This window comes from Pseudomonadota bacterium (assembly GCA_039028155.1).
Taxonomy (GTDB): Bacteria; Pseudomonadota; Alphaproteobacteria; order SP197; family SP197; genus JANQGO01.
Window position 1 is genome coordinate 38,832 of the sequence record JBCCIS010000033.1, and the last position, 20,343, is coordinate 59,174.

Annotated in this window: 20 protein-coding genes; 9 read left to right on the forward strand and 11 right to left on the reverse strand. The window is 62.7% G+C overall.

From position 1 onward, the window contains the following. Window positions 1-203: 203 nt before the first annotated feature. The 5 genes from AAF563_16820 to clpA all read left to right on the forward strand — a co-directional run bounded on the left by AAF563_16820 (window position 204) and on the right by clpA (window position 5,746). Complete coding sequence (locus tag AAF563_16820; protein MEM7122945.1) at window positions 204-1,553, forward strand: FAD-dependent oxidoreductase; 1,350 nt, start codon at window positions 204-206, stop codon at window positions 1,551-1,553. Further along, complete coding sequence (locus tag AAF563_16825; GenBank protein MEM7122946.1) at window positions 1,550-2,239, forward strand: hypothetical protein; 690 nt, start codon at window positions 1,550-1,552, stop codon at window positions 2,237-2,239. The genes AAF563_16820 and AAF563_16825 overlap by 4 nt, the downstream gene beginning before the upstream one ends. Before the next feature lie 142 nt (window positions 2,240-2,381). Further along, window positions 2,382-2,909: a phasin family protein gene (locus tag AAF563_16830; GenBank protein MEM7122947.1), complete on the forward strand. Its 528-nt coding sequence runs from the start codon at window positions 2,382-2,384 to the stop codon at window positions 2,907-2,909. A gap of 169 nt (window positions 2,910-3,078) precedes the next feature. Next, a complete protein-coding gene (gene clpS, locus AAF563_16835) occupies window positions 3,079-3,405 on the forward strand; it encodes an ATP-dependent Clp protease adapter ClpS (GenBank protein MEM7122948.1) in 327 nt (108 codons plus the stop codon). A gap of 7 nt (window positions 3,406-3,412) precedes the next feature. Further along, window positions 3,413-5,746, forward strand: coding sequence for an ATP-dependent Clp protease ATP-binding subunit ClpA (gene clpA, locus AAF563_16840; protein ID MEM7122949.1), 2,334 nt, complete (start codon window positions 3,413-3,415; stop codon window positions 5,744-5,746). A 13-nt stretch (window positions 5,747-5,759) separates the two neighbouring features. Here the strand turns inward: clpA and AAF563_16845 are convergent, their stop codons facing one another. The 3 genes from AAF563_16845 to AAF563_16855 all read right to left on the reverse strand — a co-directional run bounded on the left by AAF563_16845 (window position 5,760) and on the right by AAF563_16855 (window position 9,277). Then, window positions 5,760-6,932 (reverse strand): GNAT family N-acetyltransferase, encoded by a 1,173-nt coding sequence (locus tag AAF563_16845; protein ID MEM7122950.1) that lies wholly within the window; start codon window positions 6,930-6,932, stop codon window positions 5,760-5,762. A gap of 239 nt (window positions 6,933-7,171) precedes the next feature. Next, complete coding sequence (locus tag AAF563_16850) at window positions 7,172-8,806, reverse strand: thiamine pyrophosphate-dependent enzyme (protein ID MEM7122951.1); 1,635 nt, start codon at window positions 8,804-8,806, stop codon at window positions 7,172-7,174. Between the two features lie 3 nt (window positions 8,807-8,809). Continuing rightward, window positions 8,810-9,277, reverse strand: a complete 468-nt coding sequence (locus AAF563_16855) for a RidA family protein (protein MEM7122952.1) — start codon at window positions 9,275-9,277, stop codon at window positions 8,810-8,812. A gap of 56 nt (window positions 9,278-9,333) precedes the next feature. Between AAF563_16855 and AAF563_16860 the strand changes: the two genes are divergently transcribed. Next, window positions 9,334-10,251, forward strand: coding sequence for a DMT family transporter (locus AAF563_16860; GenBank protein MEM7122953.1), 918 nt, complete (start codon window positions 9,334-9,336; stop codon window positions 10,249-10,251). Here the strand turns inward: AAF563_16860 and AAF563_16865 are convergent. Then, on the reverse strand, window positions 10,248-11,213 hold the full coding sequence (locus AAF563_16865) for a D-glycerate dehydrogenase (GenBank protein ID MEM7122954.1): 966 nt from the start codon (window positions 11,211-11,213) through the stop codon (window positions 10,248-10,250). The genes AAF563_16860 and AAF563_16865 overlap by 4 nt on opposite strands. A 126-nt stretch (window positions 11,214-11,339) precedes the next feature. On the opposite strand from AAF563_16865, the gene AAF563_16870 reads away from it, so the two are divergent. Beyond that, window positions 11,340-12,089, forward strand: a complete 750-nt coding sequence (locus tag AAF563_16870) for a DUF1849 family protein (GenBank protein ID MEM7122955.1) — start codon at window positions 11,340-11,342, stop codon at window positions 12,087-12,089. A gap of 8 nt (window positions 12,090-12,097) precedes the next feature. Here AAF563_16870 and AAF563_16875 read toward each other — a convergent pair whose 3' ends face one another. Both AAF563_16875 and AAF563_16880 read right to left on the reverse strand, forming a co-directional pair. After that, on the reverse strand, window positions 12,098-12,994 hold the full coding sequence (locus AAF563_16875; protein ID MEM7122956.1) for an ROK family protein: 897 nt from the start codon (window positions 12,992-12,994) through the stop codon (window positions 12,098-12,100). Between the two features lie 3 nt (window positions 12,995-12,997). Continuing rightward, window positions 12,998-13,675, reverse strand: coding sequence for a hypothetical protein (locus AAF563_16880; GenBank protein ID MEM7122957.1), 678 nt, complete (start codon window positions 13,673-13,675; stop codon window positions 12,998-13,000). A gap of 238 nt (window positions 13,676-13,913) precedes the next feature. Here AAF563_16880 and AAF563_16885 point away from each other — a divergent pair, with 238 nt between their 5' ends. Next, window positions 13,914-14,279 carry a response regulator gene (locus tag AAF563_16885; GenBank protein MEM7122958.1) on the forward strand — a complete coding sequence of 122 codons (366 nt, stop codon included), beginning with the start codon at window positions 13,914-13,916 and terminating at the stop codon, window positions 14,277-14,279. A gap of 13 nt (window positions 14,280-14,292) precedes the next feature. Further along, window positions 14,293-15,684, forward strand: a complete 1,392-nt coding sequence (locus AAF563_16890) for a PleD family two-component system response regulator (GenBank protein MEM7122959.1) — start codon at window positions 14,293-14,295, stop codon at window positions 15,682-15,684. A 123-nt stretch (window positions 15,685-15,807) separates the two neighbouring features. On the opposite strand, the gene rpmG is transcribed toward AAF563_16890, so the two are convergent. From rpmG to AAF563_16915, 5 genes are all read right to left on the reverse strand, one after another. Further along, a complete protein-coding gene (gene rpmG, locus AAF563_16895; protein ID MEM7122960.1) occupies window positions 15,808-15,978 on the reverse strand; it encodes a 50S ribosomal protein L33 in 171 nt (56 codons plus the stop codon). Window positions 15,979-16,062: 84 nt separating this feature from the next. Then, a complete protein-coding gene (locus tag AAF563_16900) occupies window positions 16,063-17,292 on the reverse strand; it encodes an MFS transporter (protein MEM7122961.1) in 1,230 nt (409 codons plus the stop codon). Beyond that, a complete protein-coding gene (locus AAF563_16905; GenBank protein ID MEM7122962.1) occupies window positions 17,285-17,977 on the reverse strand; it encodes an NUDIX hydrolase in 693 nt (230 codons plus the stop codon). Before AAF563_16905 ends, AAF563_16900 begins: the two co-directional genes overlap by 8 nt. An 89-nt stretch (window positions 17,978-18,066) precedes the next feature. After that, complete coding sequence (locus AAF563_16910) at window positions 18,067-18,336, reverse strand: hypothetical protein (GenBank protein ID MEM7122963.1); 270 nt, start codon at window positions 18,334-18,336, stop codon at window positions 18,067-18,069. 87 nt (window positions 18,337-18,423) lie between these two features. Further along, the gene (locus AAF563_16915) at window positions 18,424-20,070 is read right to left on the reverse strand and encodes a VacB/RNase II family 3'-5' exoribonuclease (protein MEM7122964.1); all 1,647 of its coding nucleotides are present in this window, start codon (window positions 20,068-20,070) and stop codon (window positions 18,424-18,426) included. Window positions 20,071-20,343 lie beyond the last annotated feature (273 nt).

The following is a 20,343-nucleotide window of genomic DNA, read 5'->3' on the forward strand; positions in this document are numbered from 1 at the left end:
CAAGCAAACGACTGCTGCCATGGCAAGAGAATGGCCGCAACGGCAGGCAAGGCGGATCACCATCGGCTTTCCTATCTGCATTTTGTTGTCCGACATGTGCGAGATTAGCGGCGATCGGCGGGATAATCGCGCCTAAACATCTCCGTGTGAGGCCTTGAGTTTGCCGATCAAGGCCCTGCGTCTATGATGCGCGGCGCCTTGCCATGACAGATCTCTATCATCCTTCGATTTACGACGCCGATGGCCATGTCGACAGCTTCTGGGCTGCGACCGCTGGTCCGGAAGTCGACGGTTGGTCGCCGCTATCCGGCGATGAACGGTGCGATGTCGCGATCATCGGTGGCGGTTACACGGGCATGTCGGCGGCGCTGCACCTGGCGCGCGACTATGGCGTCGACGTGCGCATCCTCGAGGCCGGTCCGCCGGGCTGGGGCGCATCGGGCCGCAATGGCGGTTTTGTCGGCCCGTCAAGCAGCAAGCTCGGCATGTCGGCCATGATCGCCCGTTTCGGTGAGGAGGAGACGCGGTGCTACTACCGCAATGGGCTCGCCGCCATCGACCTGGTCCGCGAGCTCGGCGAAACGGAGTCGATCGACTACGAGGCTTGCGGTGACGGTGAACTGGGCGTCGCTCACAAGGCCTCGCAGATGAACGGCATGGCCGATTGGGCCGCCACGTGGCGCGATATCCTGGGCGTCGACGTCGAGGTCTGGTCGCGCGAGGCGATGGCCGAACGCGGCTACACAGGTCCGCATGCCCATGGTGGGTTGTTCACCCATGCCGGCTTTGCGCTGCATCCGATGAAGTTCGCGCGCGGTCTGGCACGGGCTTGCATTCGCCATGGCGTCGGGTTTCACGGCGGCTCGGAGGTAACGTCGTGGCAGCGCGACGGCGGCGAGCATCGATTGATCACCAAGGGCGGCTCGTTGCGCGCCCGTCAGGTCATCGTCGCGACCAATGGTTTCACGCGCGACCGACTTCATCCCGGCTTCGCCGGCACAATGCTGCCGGCTTTGTCCAACATCATCGTCACCCGTCCGCTGCGGACGGATGAACTTGAAGCCCATGGTTGGAGGACGCCGTGTCCGGTTTGGGATACCAGGAACCTGCTGTTCTACTTCCGCCTGTTGCCGGACAACCGGTTCCTGCTGGGCGCGCGGGCGGCGACCCGGAACACGCCAGCCTCGACCGAGCGCTATCGGCGGTGGCTGATCCGGCAGTTGCACACCATGTGGCCTGAATGGCGGGAGGCGGAGATTGACTATTTCTGGCGCGGCTTTGTCTGCCTGGCCGCAGATCGGGTGCCGCATATCGGCCAGCTCGGCGACGATCCCACGGTCTGGCATGGTATGGCCTATCATGGCGGCGGTGTCGCCTGGGCGACCTATAGTGGCCAGGCGCTGGCCCGCATGATCGCCGGCAACGAACCGGCCGAGCGCTGGTTGAGCGCAGTTGTGCGCCAGCCGCTTTCAAAGTTTCCGGTGGCCGCTCTGCGCCTTTGGTATCTGCGCGGCGCCTATGTGCTCTACGGCTTAAAGGATCGATACGGATGAGATGGCTGGTACTGTGTTCGGCGCTGTTGTTGGCCGGCTGTCCCGCCCAGGGACCGGCGGACGACACCTTCAACTTCCGTTTCCGTTGGCTCAGCTACGTCCAGGGCAACGACATTCAAGAACAGTGCACGCCCGGGTCACCTGCACGTATCCGGTTGATTTATAACGCCATTTTTACCGAGGAGACCCGCACGTTCGATCTAACGGCGGTCGATCAGGGGGCGACGCAGATGACAACACGTCTGTGGCGAGGCACCGACACCATCACCCTGCGCAGCGGCAGCTTCCTGGGTGCCGTCGACCCTGCGGGCGAGGGTGACGCCTATATTGACCCTGAGGGGACGCGCGCGATTGTCGCGGCGCTGGATGCCAGCGGATTCTATGGGCCACCGCCCAATGGCCTCATGCTGCGCTCCGACGATTACTTCTGGGTCGGGTCGGCCTGTATCGACGGGGTCTTTATGGTCCAGGCCTATCCCAAGGACCAGTTCGACCGGATCGCGTTTGCCCAGTTGCTTGCCAGTTTCGATCCAATTCAGCGACCCCTGCCGGTCCCCAGAGCCCTTGACCTTCCGCCGCTGAACTCGCTGGGAACCGGTAATCCGCAGCAAGACAGGGATGAACCCAGCGCCCTTTTCTATCGGATCGACGTCACAGACAACTTATTGGTTGCAAACTGGATTTGATACAACCTTCATGAATTTTTTTGTGCACTGCAACAAAAATGACATTGACGAGCGGCATAATCCTCCTCATATAGCCGGTAATGCTGCAGTGCAGCATAATAGATTCTAGAGCATTCCAGCGTATTCCAGAGGAGGGATCGACATGGCTACTGCAAAGAGCAAACAGGCAATGCCTGAGTTCGATACCGCGGTCGACGCGGGTACAAAAGTCGCCGAAACCGTGATCAAGGCCAACACCGAGGCCTGCAAGAAGGGTTACGAGACCCTGGTTAGCATGGGCCGCGAGGCCGTTGATGCGGCGTCCAAGGCGAGCTCCAATGTTCAGGGTTTCGAGCAGGTTGCTGACTACCCCAAGGCCAACTTCGAGGCCGTTGTCGAGGCCGGTTCGGTCTTCGCGCGCGGCGTTGAAGAGTGCAACGGCCGGGTGATCGACCTGGCGAAATCGAACCTTGAGGACGGCCTTGCCGCGCAGAAAGCTCTGTTCGGCGCCAAGACCTTCCAGGAAGCCGTTGAGATCCAGTCGGGCTTTGTCCGCAAGGCTGCTGAGCGCGCCATGAGCGAGAGCGCCGCGATCTCCGGCATGTGGATGAAGATGGCGACTGATGCGGCTCAGCCGCTGGCCCAGCGCGTCAACAAGACCGTCGAAGAGGTCTCCAAGACCGCCGCCTAGTTTTCAGGTGCGAGGACGTTCAAAAGGCCCGGAACGGCAACGTTCCGGGCCTTTTTTGTCCCCCGTCAACCCTTTCCAATTTGACATCAACACCCAATATCATGAGCCTGTCGCTCTGACGCGACGGCATGACGCGACGAAAAATCTGGAACGGTACCCAATCCATCTGATGGCGGACGACAACAGACGCGACGACGATCGCCCGGAAACGGGCGTTGTCACCAAGACGCGGCAAAAGACCAAAAAACCGTCCATGTACAAGGTCATCCTGCTGAACGATGACTACACGCCCATGGAATTTGTCGTGCATGTTCTGCAAAAGTTCTTTCACAAGAACCATGATGACGCCGTGCAGATCATGCTGCATGTGCACCAACGTGGCGTCGGTATCTGCGGCGTCTATCCGTTTGACGTCGCCGAGACCAAAGTGACCCAAGTCATAGACTACGCGCGACAGAACGAGCATCCTCTGCAAGCGACGCTGGAAAAGGAGTAGGCCGTCTATGTTGTCGGCGAACCTGGAAAAGACACTACGCGCCGCCCTGGCCCTGGCGAACGAACGCCAGCACGAGTACGCCACGCTGGAGCATCTGCTCCTGGCGCTGCTTGATGACGACGACGCGATCGCCGTCATGAAAGCGTGCAACGTGGACGTCAAAGCGCTGCGCGAGGAGGTCGAAGACTTCGTCGACAACGACCTGCAGGGGCTGGTCGTTGATGGTTTTGTCGAAGCGAAACCGACGGCCGGTTTCCAGCGCGCGCTGCACCGCGCCGCCATGCATGTCCAGTCGTCGGGCCGCGATGAGGTCACCGGCGCCAATGTTCTGGTTGCCTTGTTCTCCGAACGCGAGAGCCACGCTGTCTACTTCCTGCAGCAGCACGACATGACGCGTCTGGACGCGGTCAGCTACATCAGTCACGGCGTCGCCAAGGTGCCCGGCCAGTCCGAGCCGAAGACCGTGCGCGGCGCCGAGGACGATGAAGAGCAGGTCAAGCAGGGCGCGGAGGCGCTGGACGCCTATTGCGTCAACCTGAATGAAAAGGCCCGAAGCGGCCGCATCGATCCGTTGGTCGGTCGTGAGATGGAGGTCGAGCGCACGATCCAGGTCTTGTGCCGGCGCACCAAAAACAACCCGCTCTATGTTGGCGACCCAGGCGTCGGCAAAACTGCAATCGCCGAGGGCCTGGCCAAGCGCATCGTCGAGGAGGATGTGCCAGAGGTCCTGAAGGACGCCATCATCTATGCGCTCGACATGGGCGCGTTGCTCGCCGGCACACGTTACCGCGGCGACTTCGAGGAGCGTCTGAAGGCCGTGGTGAGCGAACTTGAGGCCGACCCCAACGCCATCATGTTCATCGATGAGATCCACACGGTGATCGGCGCCGGCGCGACGTCGGGCGGCGCGATGGACGCGTCGAACATGCTGAAGCCGGCACTGCAGTCGGGCACGCTGCGCTGCATGGGCTCGACGACCTACAAGGAATACCGGAACTACTTCGAAAAGGACCGCGCGCTGGCGCGCCGCTTCCAGAAGATCGATGTAGTGGAGCCCAGCGTCCCCGACGCAATCAAGATCCTCAAGGGCCTGAAACCCTATTACGAGGAGTTTCACCAGATCCGCTATACCCAGGACGCCATCAAGGCGGCCGTCGAGCTGGCGGACAAGTATCTCCACGACCGCAAGCTGCCCGACAAGGCGATCGACGTCATGGACGAGGTGGGCGCGGCCCAGATGTTGGTGCCCGCCAACAAGCGGCGCAAGACGATCGGCGTGCGTGAGGTCGAGAACGTCATCGCGCGCATGGCCCGGGTCCCACCGAAGAACGTGTCGCGCCAGGATAAGGCTTCGTTGGCGAACCTGTCGGAAGACCTCAAGAAGGTCGTGTTCGGACAGGATTCCGCGATCAACTCACTGGCCGACGCCATCAAGCTGTCGCGCGCCGGTTTGCGTGAGCCTGAGAAGCCGATCGGCAGTTATCTCTTCGCCGGTCCGACGGGCGTCGGCAAGACCGAGGTCGCGCGCCAGCTGGCCCATATCTCCGGCGTCGAACTTGTCCGTTTCGACATGTCGGAATACATGGAGCGCCACACGGTCTCGCGCCTGATCGGTGCGCCTCCGGGCTATGTCGGCTTTGACCAGGGCGGTCTCCTGACCGACGCGGTCGACCAGAACCCCCACGTCGTCCTGCTGCTGGACGAGGTCGAGAAGGCCCATCCCGACCTTTTCAATGTCCTCCTGCAGATCATGGACTACGGCAAGCTGACCGATCACAACGGCAAGAAGATCGATTTCCGCAACGTCGTCTTGATCATGACCACCAATGCCGGTGCCGCCGACATGGCGAAGCCGCCGATCGGTTTTGGCCGCACGCGCCGCGAAGGCGAGGACGAAGAGGCGATCGAGAAACTCTTCACGCCGGAGTTCCGAAATCGGCTCGACGCGGTCATCCGCTTCGATCCGCTGAGCCCGGATACCATCGGTCATGTCGTGGACAAGTTCGTCGGCGAACTGGAAGCGCAACTCGCCGATCGCGGCGTCACCATCGAGTTGACCGAGGAGGCGCGTGCCTGGCTCGGCAAGCACGGCTATGACGAACGCTTCGGTGCCCGTCCGCTGGCGCGCGTGATCCAGGAGCATGTCAAGAAGCCGTTGGCTGACGAGTTGCTGTTCGGCGACCTGCAAGGCGGTGGTCGCGTGCGCGTCGTCGTCGACTCGTCGACGGACAAGCTCGACTTCGAGCTGGTCACCCAGGACTTCCTGAAGGGCAAGACCAAGAACTCCAAGCGCAGCGATCGCAAAGGCGGCGATTCCGGCAAGGAGCTGGTGAAGGGCTAAGCCCGCGGCTTCGTCAGGCGCTGTCGCCCTTACGAAACGGCGAGTACTCGCGAAGAATTGCCTCGACTTCCCAGTCGACGTGCCGGGTTTCCTCCTTCAGGAAACGCGCGACCGCGTCGCGCAGGCCTTCGTGCGTGATCCAGTGGGCGGAGTAGGTGCGCACCGGTAGGTAGCCGCGCTGGATCTTGTGCTCGCCCTGGGCGCCGGCCTCGACGCGCTGGAGGCCGTGGGCGATGGCGAAGTCGACAGCTTGGTAGTAGCAGGCTTCGAAATGCAGGAAGCGATGGTCTTCGATACAGCCCCAGTAGCGGCCATAGAGCGTGTCGGCGCCAGCCAGGTTGAGGGCGCCGGCGATCAATCGGCCCTGGCGCCGATAAAGGAACAGGATGACCTTGTCGCCAAGCCGTTCGGTCAGGGTGTCGAAGAAGCTGCGCGTTAAATAGGGCGTGCCCCATTTGCGGTTGCCGGTATCCATATAGAAGCCGAAGAAGGCATCCCACTGCTCGTCGCGAATGGCCGACCCGCACACGACCTCCAGTTCGATATCGCTTTCTTCGATCGCGCGCCGCTCCTTGCGGATCGCTTTGCGTTTGCGTGACGAAAGCGCGCCCAGAAAATCGTCGAAACAGGTGTAGTCCTGGTTCTCCCAGTGGAACTGGACGCCGGTGCGCTGGAGGTAACCCAGGTCGCCCATGGTCTCCCATTCGTCTGAAGTCGTGAAGTTGACGTGAACGGAGGACAGGTTGGCCTGAATTGCGATCTGTGCAAGCGCCAACGCAAGCACGCGGCGCAGGGCTGGCGCGCCAGGGCCATCGCCCGCCAACAGGCGCGGGCCGGGAACCGGTGAAAACGGCACGGCGACCAGCAGCTTGGGATAGTACTGGCCGCCGGCGCGCTCAAACGCGTTGGCCCAACCGTAATCAAAGACGAACTCGCCCTGGGAATGAGATTTGATATAGGCGGGCGCGGCGGCGACCAGTTGGTTCTCGGCGTTTTCGACGACAACGTGGCTCGGCATCCAGCCTGTCTCTCGCGTCGCCGAGCCGCTGTCTTCAAGTGCCGACAGAAAACCGTGGCTGACGAAAGGGTTGGTATCGCCGGCACACGCGTCCCATGCCGCCGGGTCGATGTCGGCCATCGAGCCCACGGTCCGGGCGGTCAGGTTGTCGCGATCGCTGTCGCCCATGTCTGCCGGTTTCTATCCACGCGTCTTTGTTGCTGTTCGCAGCCGGAGGCCCGACGGATTACCAGGATAGTCTACCACGCTCTTGCGCGCAGGCATGTGACAGCTGGTCACGCAACGGCGAGGTGTGTGTCTCGTCGACACCACCAGCCCGCTCTCCTCCCGGCCACCCATGGCAGCATCCTCGGGGGGGCCGGGAGGGGGAGCGGGCTGGCGCCGATACCGCGTGCGCGCGGATTGACCTATTCCACAAGCGGGCCGGATGCGGAGATATCACGGATATCGGTGAGGACGTGGATCAGGCAGGCACCGTTGTGTTCGACGGCGGCACCGAAGGCCGGACCGAACTCGGCCGTCGTGCGCACGGTCCACACCGCCGCGCCATACCCTTTGCCCAGGGCCGCGAAGTCGGGGCTTACCATGTCGACACCCTCATAGTTGCCTGCGCCCGCATAGCGGTGCTGGTGCATCTTGATGGTGCCGTAGGTCGCGTTATCGACGACGATCACGATGACGGGGAGGTCGTACTGAACGGCCGTCGCGATCTCCTGGCCGGTCATCAGGAAGCCGCCGTCGCCGGCAAAGGCGACGACCTTGGCATGCGGCTTGGCAAGCTGCGCGCCGACCGCCGCCGGCACGCCATAGCCCATGGCGCCGGCCATGGGGCCGGCTTGACTGTCGGGAAAACGATGGCGCACGTAACGGTGCAGCCAGGTCGCGAAGTTGCCGGCGTCGTTGGTCAGCACGTGATCGGTATCGGCCAGGCGCTTTTCGATGTGGCGCATGACATCGGCCATATCGACAGCACCCAAGGCTTTGGGCGAACTGACTTGGAAACCCTCGAAATTGACCCGCAAGCCTTCCTGCCAGAGAACGCGCGCTTCGTCGGGTGTCGTCACGCGGCTGGCAAGGCCCTGGAGGACCGATCCGACATCGGCGGCGATCTGCAGGCCGGCGCCCGTATTCGCGAGGACATCGGCGTCGGGGTGAATGTGGATCATGGGTTTGCCGGTATGGAGCAGACGGTAGTCATCGGACGTGACCGCATCCATGCGGCTGCCCGCGACGATGACCAGGTCCGCTTCGTCCCAGGCCCGCTTCAGATGCTGCGGGCGGCCCAAACCGAACAGACCGACAAAGGCCGGGTGGTCGTTATTGATGGCGTCCTGGCAGCGGAACGCCGTCACCACCGCCGCGCCGGACGCCGTCGCCAAGGCGGCGAGTTTGGCGGTCGCCGCCTCGGCTTTGACGATCTCCCCGGCGATGATCAGGACACGTTCTGCCTCGTCGATCATCGACGCGGCCATGTCCAGGACCTCGGCCGGCGCGGCCGCAATGGCGCGGGGCGCGGGTTCGGGGATGGTGACATCACCGGCATCCGCCTCTGTCACGTCCTCGGGCAGGACGACAATCACGGGGCCGGGCCGGCCGGCCATGGCAAGCGCCAGCGCGTGGGCGGTGACCTGCGCGACATCCTCGGGCCCTGCCGGTTCCAGGACTGCCTTGGTCATCGACCCGAAGACCTGGCGATAGTCCATCTTTTGAAAGGACTCGTGGTCGAATTCGTTGCGTGGCACTTGGCCGATGAAGAGCACCAGCGGGATCGAGTCCTGGTCAGCGGTGTGCACGCCGATCGAGGCGTTGGTCGCGCCGGGGCCGCGGCGGACAAAGGCGCAGCCGGGCCGCCGGCCGATCTTGGCATAGGCGTTGGCCGCAAAGCTTGCGCCGGATTCGTGGCGGTTCACGACCAGGCGGATGGCGTTGGCGTTCTTCCGCAGGCCCTCCAGCACCGCCAGGTAGCTTTCGCCGGGCACACAAAACACCGTCTCCACGCCGTGACTGACCAGCGTAGCAACCAATGCGTCGCCGCCATTCATGGTTCAGGCGATCTCGAAGATGGCGTCGACTTCGACCGCGACGTTCAGCGGCAGGGCAGGGGCGCCGACGGCGGCACGGGCGTGGCGGCCGGCATCGCCCAGCACCTCGACCATCAGGTCCGATGCGCCATTGATGACCTTGGGGTGATCGTGGAAATCGCCATTGGCGTTGACGAAACCACCCAGGCGCACGCAACGCTTGACCTTGTCGAGATCGCCGCCGCAGGCCGCCTTGACCTGGGCGAGGATGTTGAGGGCGCAAAGGCGCGCGGCCTGATAGCCTTCATCGACGCTGAAGTCCTGGCCGACCTTGCCCTGATACTTCAGCTCGCCGTTCAACAGCGTGATCTGGCCCGCGACAAAGACGTGGTTGCCGCTGACCACGTAGGGTACGTAGTTGGCGGCGGGCGCGGCGGCCTCGGGCAGCTCGATGCCCAGCTCCTTCAGGCGTGCGTCAATCTGGCCGGTCATGGTGCTGTCCTCGCTATCTGTCGGTAGGGTGTTGGCGCTCGAATTAGGGGGTTTGTGTGGGCAAGTCAATCAACGCGCCGACATCACCGGAGCCCGGCGCCGAAAGGATCCTGCTTGGCATCGGAAGCGTTGCCTTGGGCGCGGTTGGTTTCGGATTTCTGCCCCTGTTCCTGTACTGGGGTTATTCGGGCGGGTTGACGCCTGAGACCGGCCTCTTGTGGCGTTACGGTGGCGGGCTGCTGCTGATGGCGCCGGCGATGCTGGTCCTGGGTGCGCGGGCCTGGCATTACAGCGGGCGGGCGTTTTGTGCCGGCCTGGCCATGGGCGTCGGCACGGTGTCGCTGTTCCACAGCTATGCCAGCCTGCCGGTCACCCTCGTCATTCTCATCTTCTACACCTATCCGGCCTTTACGTTGATCTTTGGGCGGGCCTTCTTTGGCAAACCGATGACGCCGCGTCTGTTGGGTGCGGTGATCCTGGTCTTGCTGGCGGCAGCCCTGATCGTGCGACCGGACGCCGATCAGGGCATCACGGTTGGGCTCCTGCTGTTCGCCTTTCTGGGCCCGATGGGGTTCGCCGGTTATCTGACCTTGGCCGCGGAGATCGGACCGGCAACCCACATGGCGGCTCGGATTAACGGCGTCAATCTGGGCGCGCTCGCTGTCGCGCTGCCGGTCTCCTTGGCGGTTCTCGACACCGTCGTTCCCAACGCCCCGGCGGGTTGGTTGGGTGCGGTTTGCCTGGCCCTGGTGACCGGCGTGATGTCAAACGCCTTCAACCTGTTCGGCGCCGCGCTTGCCGGGGGCGCCAGGGCCGCGATCGCCGGCAGCGCGGAACTCGTGACCGCGTTGCTGATCGGCGTGTTGGTTTTCGCTGAACCGTTCGCCTGGCCCTATCTGGTCAGCGCGGTCCTGCTCTTGGCCGCGATCGGGCTTTCGTTGCCGCGGCGGCTGGTCCCAGAGACCAGCGCTTAGACCACCCGGTCGGGCGGTTCTTTGCCGGCGAAAAAAGCGTCGAGGTTATCGAGCGCGCGAAAGCCCATGGCGTCGCGGGTCTCTCGGGTTGCGCTGCCCAGATGCGGCAGCAGGAACGCGTTGTTCAGCTCGCGATAACCCGGATGAATGTCCGGTTCCCCGTCATAGACGTCGAGACCAGCGGCAAACAGCTTGCCGGACTTGAGCGCGGCGATCAGTGCGTCGTCGTCGACCACATTCCCGCGCGCCGTGTTGACGACAATCGCATCGTCGGGAAGCTTGGCAAGCCGCTCGGCGTTGATCACCTTGATGGTCTCCGGCGATGACGGGCAGTGGACCGACAGGATGTTGCTGACCGCGAGCAGGCCGTCGAGGTCGTCGTGGAAGGTCGCGCCTTTCTCCTTGTCGGCGGGCAGGCGCGAGCGGTTGTGGTAGTGCACATCCATGCCGAAGCCGCGGGCGCGATCGGCGAGCGCCTGACCGATCCGGCCCATGCCCAGAATGCCGAGCCGGTTGCCGGTCACCTCGATACCGCGCATGGCGGTCGGCGCCCATGCACCCCAGGTCTGGCCATAGATCATGCGCTCGCCTTCGGCGGCGCGGCGCGCCGCACCCAGGATCAACAACATGGCAATCTCGGCTGTCGCGTCGGTCAGCACGTCCGGCGTGTTGGTCACGGTGATGCCGCGCGCGGCCGCAGCCTGGCCATCGATGTGTTCATGACCGACCGAGAAGGTAGCGATCACTTTAACGCTATCGTCCAGCGCATTGATGACGTCGGCGGTCATCTTGTCGGTCGGACAGGGCAGAATGGCGTCGACACCGGCGCTCCTGGCCACAAGCTCATCGCCGGGATAAAGTTGATCATCCGGGTTGAGGTCGGGGCGATAGTCATTCTTTAGTCGGGTTTCGACGTTATCAGGCAGGCGGCGCGTCACCAGGACGCGTGGTTTCTCGGACATCGTGTAACTTTCCAGGGAAGATTGGTTGACCGGCGATTCGGCCGGCACCTTATTAGACAGATGAAAAAACGCCAACGCTCCTGCTTAAGTCTGTTGTCACCCGGCCTCGCGGTGATTCTCGCCGTTGTGGCCACACCATTCGGCGCTCAGGCTGCCGATATGCTGCCGCATCGCGCGGTCTACGAAATGACACTGGGAAAGTCGTCGGGCACCAGCGGCGTCGTCTCGGTGCGTGGCACCCTGCTGCTGACCTGGGAGGAGACGTGCGATGCCTGGCTGGTGGGCCAGAGGCTGTTCCTGAAGGTCTCGCGCGAGGATGCGACGTTCGCCACGTCGTCAGCGTTCGACACGATCGAGAGCAAGGATGGCCTCGACTTTTCGTTCGAGGATCGCACGGTTCGCGAACCGGGCGGCGCCGAGTTCGCCAGCGGTTCGGCCCGATTGGCGAGCCAGGGCGGTGATGGTTCGCTGGTTCTTGATGAACCAGAGCCCGGTCAGTTTGTCCTGCCGAAGGGCACGACCTTCCCGACGGCGCAACTGATCGACATCCTGGCGCGTGCGGAGAACGGCGAGCGGATCATGAGCCATCTTGTGTACGACGGTACCGACGGGTCGGTCCTCTTCGACGTCACCACCGTGCTTGCCGCGCCTGAGGTGCAGACGTTTGAAGGTGACGCTGGTGGCGAGGTGACGATCTGGCCCATGCGTCTTGCCTATTACCCGCACGACACGGTCGATCCATTGCCGCAGGTCGAGATCGGGGCCGACGTCCAGGACAACGGCGTCGCTCGTCGGCTGGTCTTCGACTACGGCACCTTCACCGTCGAGAGCACGCTCTCCGAGCTCGAAGCGCTGCCCAGTCCCGACTGTTCATAACGGTTCTCTCAATCAGCCCACAGCCAGGCGGCGCCGCGGACACCGCTTGAGTCGCCGTGCTGGGCTGGCACCAACGCGGTCTTGACGATGTCGGAGAAGATGTAGCGCTGCCACAGCGCGGGCACATTGGCGTAGAGCCGCTCGACCTTCGACAGACCGCCACCCAGAACCACGGCATCGGGGTCGATAAGGTTGATGACGCTGCCCAGCGCGCGCGCCAAGCGATCTTCATAGCGCTCCAGGCTCTGCAGGGCTGCCTCATTGCCCGCTTGCGCGCGAGCGCAGATGTCTTCGGCTGTAACCGACTCGCCTGTTGCGGCCAAGTGATCTCGCGCCAGCCCGGGACCGGACAGATATGTCTCGATGCAGCCGTTTCGCCCGCAGTAACAGAGTGGGCCGGGTCGTTCGTCATCGTGCCTGTCGGGCAGCGGGTTATGACCCCATTCGCCGCCGATCCGGTTGAGCCCTTCAATGAACCGTCCATTGATCGCGATGCCACCGCCGACGCCTGTACCCAGGATGACGGCAAAGACGACCGGGTAATCCTTGGCCGCGCCGTCGCGTGCCTCCGACAGTGCTAGGCAGTTGGCGTCGTTCGCGATCCGGATATCACGAGCGAGGACTGCGGCGAGGTCGCGGTCAAACGGCTTGCCGTTCAGCCAGGTCGAGTTGGCGTTGCGCATCAGACCTGTCGCTGGTGAGAGCGAGCCAGGGATACCGACACCGACAGTGCATGTGACAGAGAGGTGATGCTCGGTATCCAGGACGAGGTTGCGAATGGCGGTGAGGGTGCCGTCATAGTCGTCGCGCGGTGTCGCGATCCGTCGGCGTGCGATCTCGCGGTTGTCGTCGTCCAATGCGACGATTTCGATCTTCGTGCCGCCCAGATCGACGCCCAGCCTCATCGCCTAGTGACCGTGGCGTTCGAGTTGGCGTTCCAGATTGTCCCGGATGTCTTGCCAGGACTGGGCGCTGAAGTCGCTGTGCTCGACGGGTCCCAGGAGACTGGATAGGCGCTGGTTGCTGACGAAGTGAATCTTGTGGACATCGTTAACGCCCGCCACTTCGTGATGGTGGTTGGGAGAGTCATCGATGAAGGCGACGAAGCCCCGTGTACGAGCGGCCAAAGCGTTAACTGCCGGGGCCTTGGAGCCTTCGTTGGTGACCAACGGGTAATCCATGCCGTGCCGCATGAGGGCGTGGCGGCGGTCATCGCGGTGATCGTGCGGCAGGTTTGTCAACACCACGACCTGCATCTTTTGGTTGAGGTGGGCAAGTGTCTCCGCCGCACCATCAACGGCGTCAATGTGGCGGGTCTCGTCGCGAAAGAAGCCCAGAAGCAGGTCCTTGACGGCCGGTCCGTCCAGTGGTGAACGGTCACTCTGGTAGCGAATGTTGCCGTTGAGCCGGTAAGAAGACCAATCGAAAAACGCACCGTTTCTCTCCATGTAACGTTCAAAAGCAGCCATGAAGCCGAACAGGACCTCGTCGGCGTCGGTGATCAGAAGCGGCAAATGGTTGTCCAGGGGCAGCGCGTCGATCTGCATTGCGACGTCGGGAGAGATTGCACGCTGGGCAGATGTCATGGTTATGCTACCATAGCGGGAGGAAACGCGTGTTGGCTGCCAAATTGAGTGGCCGCGATCACAACACGTACCGAAGATGAATTTCGAGCCATAGGTTGTGGTGTGTTATTTCTTCCGGTCGAGGTAGTTTATGGGAAATGCGGGACGTTGCGGACAGCATTTGTCTGCGGTGGTCGCTGCGGGCATGCATGAGCATGGCCGATACACCTAGGGTGAGAAACTGGCGCGGATATCATCTATGGCCAAAACTGTGCTGATCGTTGAGGACAATGAGCTCAACATGAAGCTTTTCAACGATCTTCTCGACGCGAGTGGCTTCGAAACCGTTCGGGCGATGAACGGCGAGGAGGCCTTTCGTTTGGCCAAGCAGCATGTTCCCGACCTCATTATCATGGATGTCCAGTTGCCGGAGGCATCGGGACTTGAGGTGACGCAGTGGATCAAGGCGGAACCGTCGACGGCTGAGGTGCCGGTTGTAGCTGTGACGGCTCTTGCCATGAAGGGTGATGAAGAGAAGATCCTGAGTGCGGGTTGCGATGCCTACATCGCCAAACCCATTTCGGTTCAGACGTTCCTTGATACCGTTAAGCGTTTCTTAGAGTGAGCCACGGGACTAGATGACCGGTCGCATACTCGTCGTTGATGATCAGCCGCTTAACGTCAAGCTTCTGGAAGCCAAGCTCACCAGTGAGTACTACGACGTTCTGACGGCATCCGACGGTCCGTCCGCGATTGAGATCGCGACGACGGAGCGTCCGGATCTGATTCTGCTCGACGTCATGATGCCGGGCATGGATGGGTTCGAGGTGTGCCGGCGGCTACGCGCCGAACCGTCGACCATGCATATCCCGATTGTCATGGTGACCGCGCTGTCGGAGACGGAAGACCGTGTCGTCGGCCTCAGCTCCGGCGCTGATGACTTCCTGACCAAGCCGGTCGAGGACCTGGCACTGCTGGCGCGGGTCAGGTCGCTTCTGAGGTTCAAGGTGACGTTCGACGAGTTGCGCCTGCGCCTCAAGGCCGGCGCCGCCTCGACCGATGTCGACGATATTCTCCCCGATGACACGAGCCCGCAGCGCGGCCGCATTCTGCTGCTGGAGGATTTTGATTCACGCGCGCGCATGATCAACGAGGCGCTCAGCGAATCGAACGAGGTCACCGTCGAACGTGACGACGCCGAAGCGTTGCGCCTGGCCGATGTCAGCGATTTCGACGTCGTGATCATCAGCCTGACCCTGGAAGACGTGGACGGCCTCAGGGTCTGCTCCCAGTTGCGCAGCCGCCCGGCGACGCGGCTGGTCCCGATCCTGGCGCTGGTCGAGGAGGGCGATCTTGAGCAGCTCGCCAAGGCGCTCGATCTGGGCGTGACCGACTACGTCATGACGCCGCTCGACCGCAACGAGCTGATCGCCCGGGTACGCACCCAGGTTCGCCGCAAGCATTACCAGGACCGCCTGCGCATGAACCTGGAAGAGAGTGTCTCCGCGGCGTCGATGGATGAGCTGACCCGGCTGCACAATCGCCGCTATCTGGTCAGTCATCTGGCCCGCGAGTTCGAACGCGCGGTCGAGAACAGGAAGTCGCTTTCGGTGATCATCCTGGATGTCGATCACTTCAAGAAGGTTAACGACACGCACGGCCACGCGGTTGGTGACGAGGTGTTGGCCGAACTCGCGCGCCGCATGATCGAGTGCACGCGGTCGAGCGATTTGTCGGCGCGGCTGGGTGGTGAGGAGTTTGTTGTCGTCATGCCGGACACGACGCTCTCGGTCGCCGAATCCGTCGCCGATCGTCTGCGCCTTGGTGTCAGCGACACCGCTTTCGCGATTGCCAAATCCGATCTCTCGATCGATGTGACGATCAGCCTTGGCGTCGCCGTCAACAAGGGCGCCGACGATACGCCCGAAGACCTGTTGGCGCGCGCCGACAGGGCGCTCTACCGGGCGAAGTCTGAAGGACGCAACCGGGTGGCGTGTGCGTCTGAGGAGCTGCTGTCGTCGGAAGCCTGAGTTCGCGCGTGACCGAGTTGTGAGCACGCGTTCGAAGCGGCCACGCATCACATGGCCGATACCGGAAACAGGTCTGGAGACGTGAACGCCACGCCTGTTGGCGCGGCACGCAACCAGGCTGGCTTAGTGCTTCAGCTTGGTTTCCTTGAACAGCACGTGCTTGCGCGCGACGGGGTCGTACTTCTTGAACTGAAGCTTTTCCGTCTGGGTGCGCGGATTCTTCTTGGTTACATAGTAGTAACCGGTGTCCGCGGTGCTCTCCAGTTTGATCAAAATGGTCGCCGGCTTTGCCATGGGACCTTCACCTTAAGTGCTTGGTCATTCGAGCGCTGGACCATACTGATGGCGGCCGGCCTGTCAAGCACAGAGGCGGCCTGGCTACATGGATCCGGTGGCCAATCGGCGCCGCCTGGTTGCCTGGCGATACGCGGCAAACGCGCAGTAGGCAACGGCGACGCCTAACAGCGTTGCGGGGAAGGCTTCCGGTCCCCAGGCCGACATGGCGCTGCCGACACTGAATGGGCCTGTGAGACCGCCGACCGCGAAAAACAAGCTGAAAACAGCGTTGGCGGCAATCAGGGCCTGGCCGGTGAAGCGCTGACCCAAGAGCGTCATGCCGACCGTGAATGTGCCGCCCATGGCCGCACCCCACACGATGAGCGTGACCCACAGCGCGAGGCCTTGGAGGCTGTACCAAGGCGCCAGGCCACCGTCGATCACCAGGGGTAGCAGGGCGCAGGCAACAGCAATCGTCGCGACGCAGCCGACCAACATCCAACCGCGGTCGACCCGGTCGGCTAGCCAGCCAAGGGGCATCTGCCAGACGACGGCGCCGATCAGCCCGGTCCAGATGACGGCATAGGCGATGTCGCGATGCTCACTGCCCAGCATATCCATGGTGTAGAGGTGGCCGAATGACAGCAGGGCACCGTCGATAAACCCGAACATGGCAGCCGACAGCAACACCGTGGGCGCCGCGACGAAAGCCAGCCACATTGTCGATCCTGTCGCTTCGTCCGCTTGTTTGGTCCTGGTGTCCAGATTGATGGATCGTGTCGGCAGTAAAAGCAGCGTTGCTGGCACGATGCATGCCGCTGCAATCAGAAAGGGCGTCCAACCGCTACCGTCGACGGTTCCGGCAATGACGGGACCAAGGGCCCAGCCGGCCATGCCGACGGTGCTGTAAACACCGATCCACCGGCCGCGCGAGTGGTCGTCCAGGATCCGATTGATCCAGGTTTCTCCGGCCAGAAACAACAACGCGTTGCCGATGCCGAAGACAAACCGAAGGGGAAACCACACGAGCACGTCGCGAAAGGCGGGGATCAGCAGGATGGTCACGAAGACCAAGGCCATGCCTGTCAGTGTTGCCCGAAAGAAACCAAGTCTTGGAATGATCCGCGTCGCCAAGAACGAAACAATGATTGTGCCAATGAACTGGGATGCTGCGCTCAGCCCAATAATCGACTCGTCGACGCCTTGATCGCGTAGAATCTCGGCCAGCAACGGCCAAGTCATGCCTGTCGTAATGGCCATGACGGCGAGCGAAGCAATCAGGGCAATCAGGCACGACCGCCGCTGCTGCCCGGTCAGAACAACGTCACTCATGATCGATGCGCTGACGCATGCCGATATAGTGGAGGAAGGGCACCGGCGCGGTGCGTTTTAACTGGCGGTCTTCGCGCCAACGTTGTTCGGCCTGACGCAGGACGAACTCCGTGACGTCGACAATGGGCAGCCGGAACGCCTCGCTGAGCGGCAGCCAATGCAGGTCTTCCAATTCGCCGTCTTTGATCAATTCGCCTTCGGCATTGTTGGCGTTCGCCAGGAAGAAGCGTGTGTTGAAGCGCTTGTGCGACATGGTTGGCGTCAGAGCGCGCGCGATATAGTCCAGCGACATGAGGTCGGGGCCGCCGCCGGCTTGGCGTAGCGCATGCCAATAGGCGGACTGTGGAGCATTCTCCAACACGTCGCGGATTGCTTTGTTCAGAAGAAGGTAGCCGGTCTCCTCGTGGGTCTCGCGCAACGCAGCGATGGCGATCGAGGTCGCGTGCGCTTGCGTGGTGCGCCGCGTCAGTTTCTGTTTCAGCTCCTCAGGCAGGTCGAGGCCTGCGGGCACGACACGGTCATGTCTGTCGACCCGTCCGCCGGGAAAGACATAGATGTTGGGCAGAAAGCTCGCGCGCTTGCGCCGCCGGCCCATGAGGACCTCGGGGTTGTCGCCCCTGCCACGGAGCAGAACGATGCTGGCGGCGTCGCGCGGCCGCACCTTAGGCGGCGTAGTCTCCGGCATGGTGGGAACCTAAAAGAAGACGAGGAAGCGGCATGCTCCTCAATTGCCGGGCGCGTGTCCAGCACCCGGTGCGGCCAAGTCTGGCGGCCTTAGGCCTCGCCGAGGATGGCGCGGCCGTTGTCGGTCAGGCGGCAGACCAGCCAGTCCGGCTTGATCGGGTTGGCGATCCACGGTTCGGCCCAGCCTTGGCGAACGCAGCTTCTGATCGTGCGCGGATCGACCTCGCGGCCGTCTTCATCAAACAGGGGCAGCTTGCCGCCGGGCTGATCAAGCCCGCGTTGCAGCCAGCGCCGCTGGACCGGTGTCGGTTTTGCGGATTCGTTGGCTGGATCTGGCTTCACGGCTGCATCTGCGCTCATAAGGGCCCCCTGTGTGTCGGCGCCGCGTTCGGGCGCTCTGTTGTGCGCCACATTGTAGCCGCAATTCTAACCGGAGGCGACTCAGCCTCAATGACGCCGATCACGCCGCTTCGTTTTGCTTTTTTTGCCCTTTTTGGCGGATTTGCCTCTGCCGCCCGGTTTTTTGGGGCGCTGCGCCCGACCCGACGATTCCGAGCCGCCTTCGACCAGGCTGAAGCTCAATCCGGCGGTCACCGGCTCGACTTCCGCGACCTCCACCGTGACCGGCTCGCCCAGATCGTACCTTACGCCGTGGCCGACCAGTTGCTGGCGTCCTTCCATGAAACGAAAAGGGCCACCGGGCAGGCGGCTTGCCGGCAGAAGGCCGTCGGCACCGGTCTCATCCAGACGCACGAACAGGCCGAACCGGCCGATGCCGGTCACGCGCCCGGTCATGGTGGCGCCGATGCGGTCGGCCATGAACGAGACAACGAAGCGGTCGACCGCGTCGCGCTCAGCGCGCGTGGCGCGCCGCTCCATGGCTGAGAGATGAACGCCGACTTTGTCGAACGCCGCGCCGGCGTCGCCGGGCAGGGCGCCGCCGCCCAGCTCGAAAGCACCGATCAAGGCGCGATGAACCAAGAGATCGGCGTAACGCCGGATCGGCGAGGTGAAGTGGCCGTAGGCCGGCAAGGCCAAGCCAAAATGGCCGATGTTCTCGGGCGCGTACTCGGCCTGCGCCTGACTACGAAGGACCGCTTCGTTCACGGCGTCCTGCTGGTCAGTGCCATTCACACGTTTCAGAATCTGGTTGAAGTCGCGCGGGCGTAGTTGTGGCGATTTGCGCAGGCTCAAGCCCTGGCTTTCCAGATATTCGCGCAACGCCTCCGCCTTTTCCGGCGAGGGCTGATCGTGAATGCGGTACATCGCCGGCATGCGCCGTTCTTCGAGCGCCTTCGCCGCGGCGACGTTGGCGACGATCATCATCTCTTCGATCAGCTTGTGGCTGTCGTGACGGATACGCTGCTCGATCATGGCGACCTTGCCGTCCTCGCCGACGACGACCTTGCGTTCCGGACGTTCGATATCGAGCGCGCCGCGCTCGGCACGGGCTTTGCACAACGCATCATAGACGCCATAGAGATTGGCGATCAGATCGTCGGGAAGGTCGCCGGTTGTTGCGCTCGGCTTACCGTCATGGTGGCGTTGGACCTCGTCATAGGTAAGCCGCGCGGCCGAGCGCATGAGGCCGCGGACGAACTTCCATCGGTGCAACGCGCCGTCACTTCCGATCCATAGATGGGCGGCGACGCAGGGCCGATCTTCGTGCGGACGCAGCGAACAAAGGTCATTGGAAAGACGTTCCGGTAGCATCGGTACGACATGGTCGGGCAGGTAGACGGAGTTGCCGCGGCGATAGGCGGCGCGGTCGAGCGCGCTGCCCGGGCGCACGTAGTGACTGACATCGGCAATCGCGACAACCGCGTGCCAGGCGCCGCGTCCATTCTTGTCCGGCTCGGCCCAGACAGCGTCGTCGTGATCGCGGGCGTCGCTGTCGTCGATGGTGACCAGCGGCATGTCGCGCAGGTCCTCGCGTTTGCCCAACCGCGTCACCGGCTCCGCGTCGGCGGCAACCTGCAGGGCTTCTTCGGGAAACCGGGTTGGTATGCCGTGGCTTGCAATCGAGATCAGACTGATCGCCTCGGGCACAAGGGGAAACAGGATGGGAGCGCGGTTGAACAACAGGACAGGCAAAACACAACAAAAGGGAGTGTAGGTGCTACAAGCAGAGCTGTGCTGGTGGGGAGTAGGGAATTCCCCCAACCAAACGTCTCGGGATCAGCATGCCCTAGGCGCACCAAGGATAGGGAACAAGGAATTAAAGCCAGAGAAGCGGAAAGAATGGGAATAGAAAGTGTGGTTCGGTCATATCAGTGAAACAAGTACAGGGGAAGCAGAGGCGTAACCTGTTGAAGTATGTTAAGCAGCAAGGTTCAGCACTGTTCAGCGAATGAGAAGCAGTTCAGC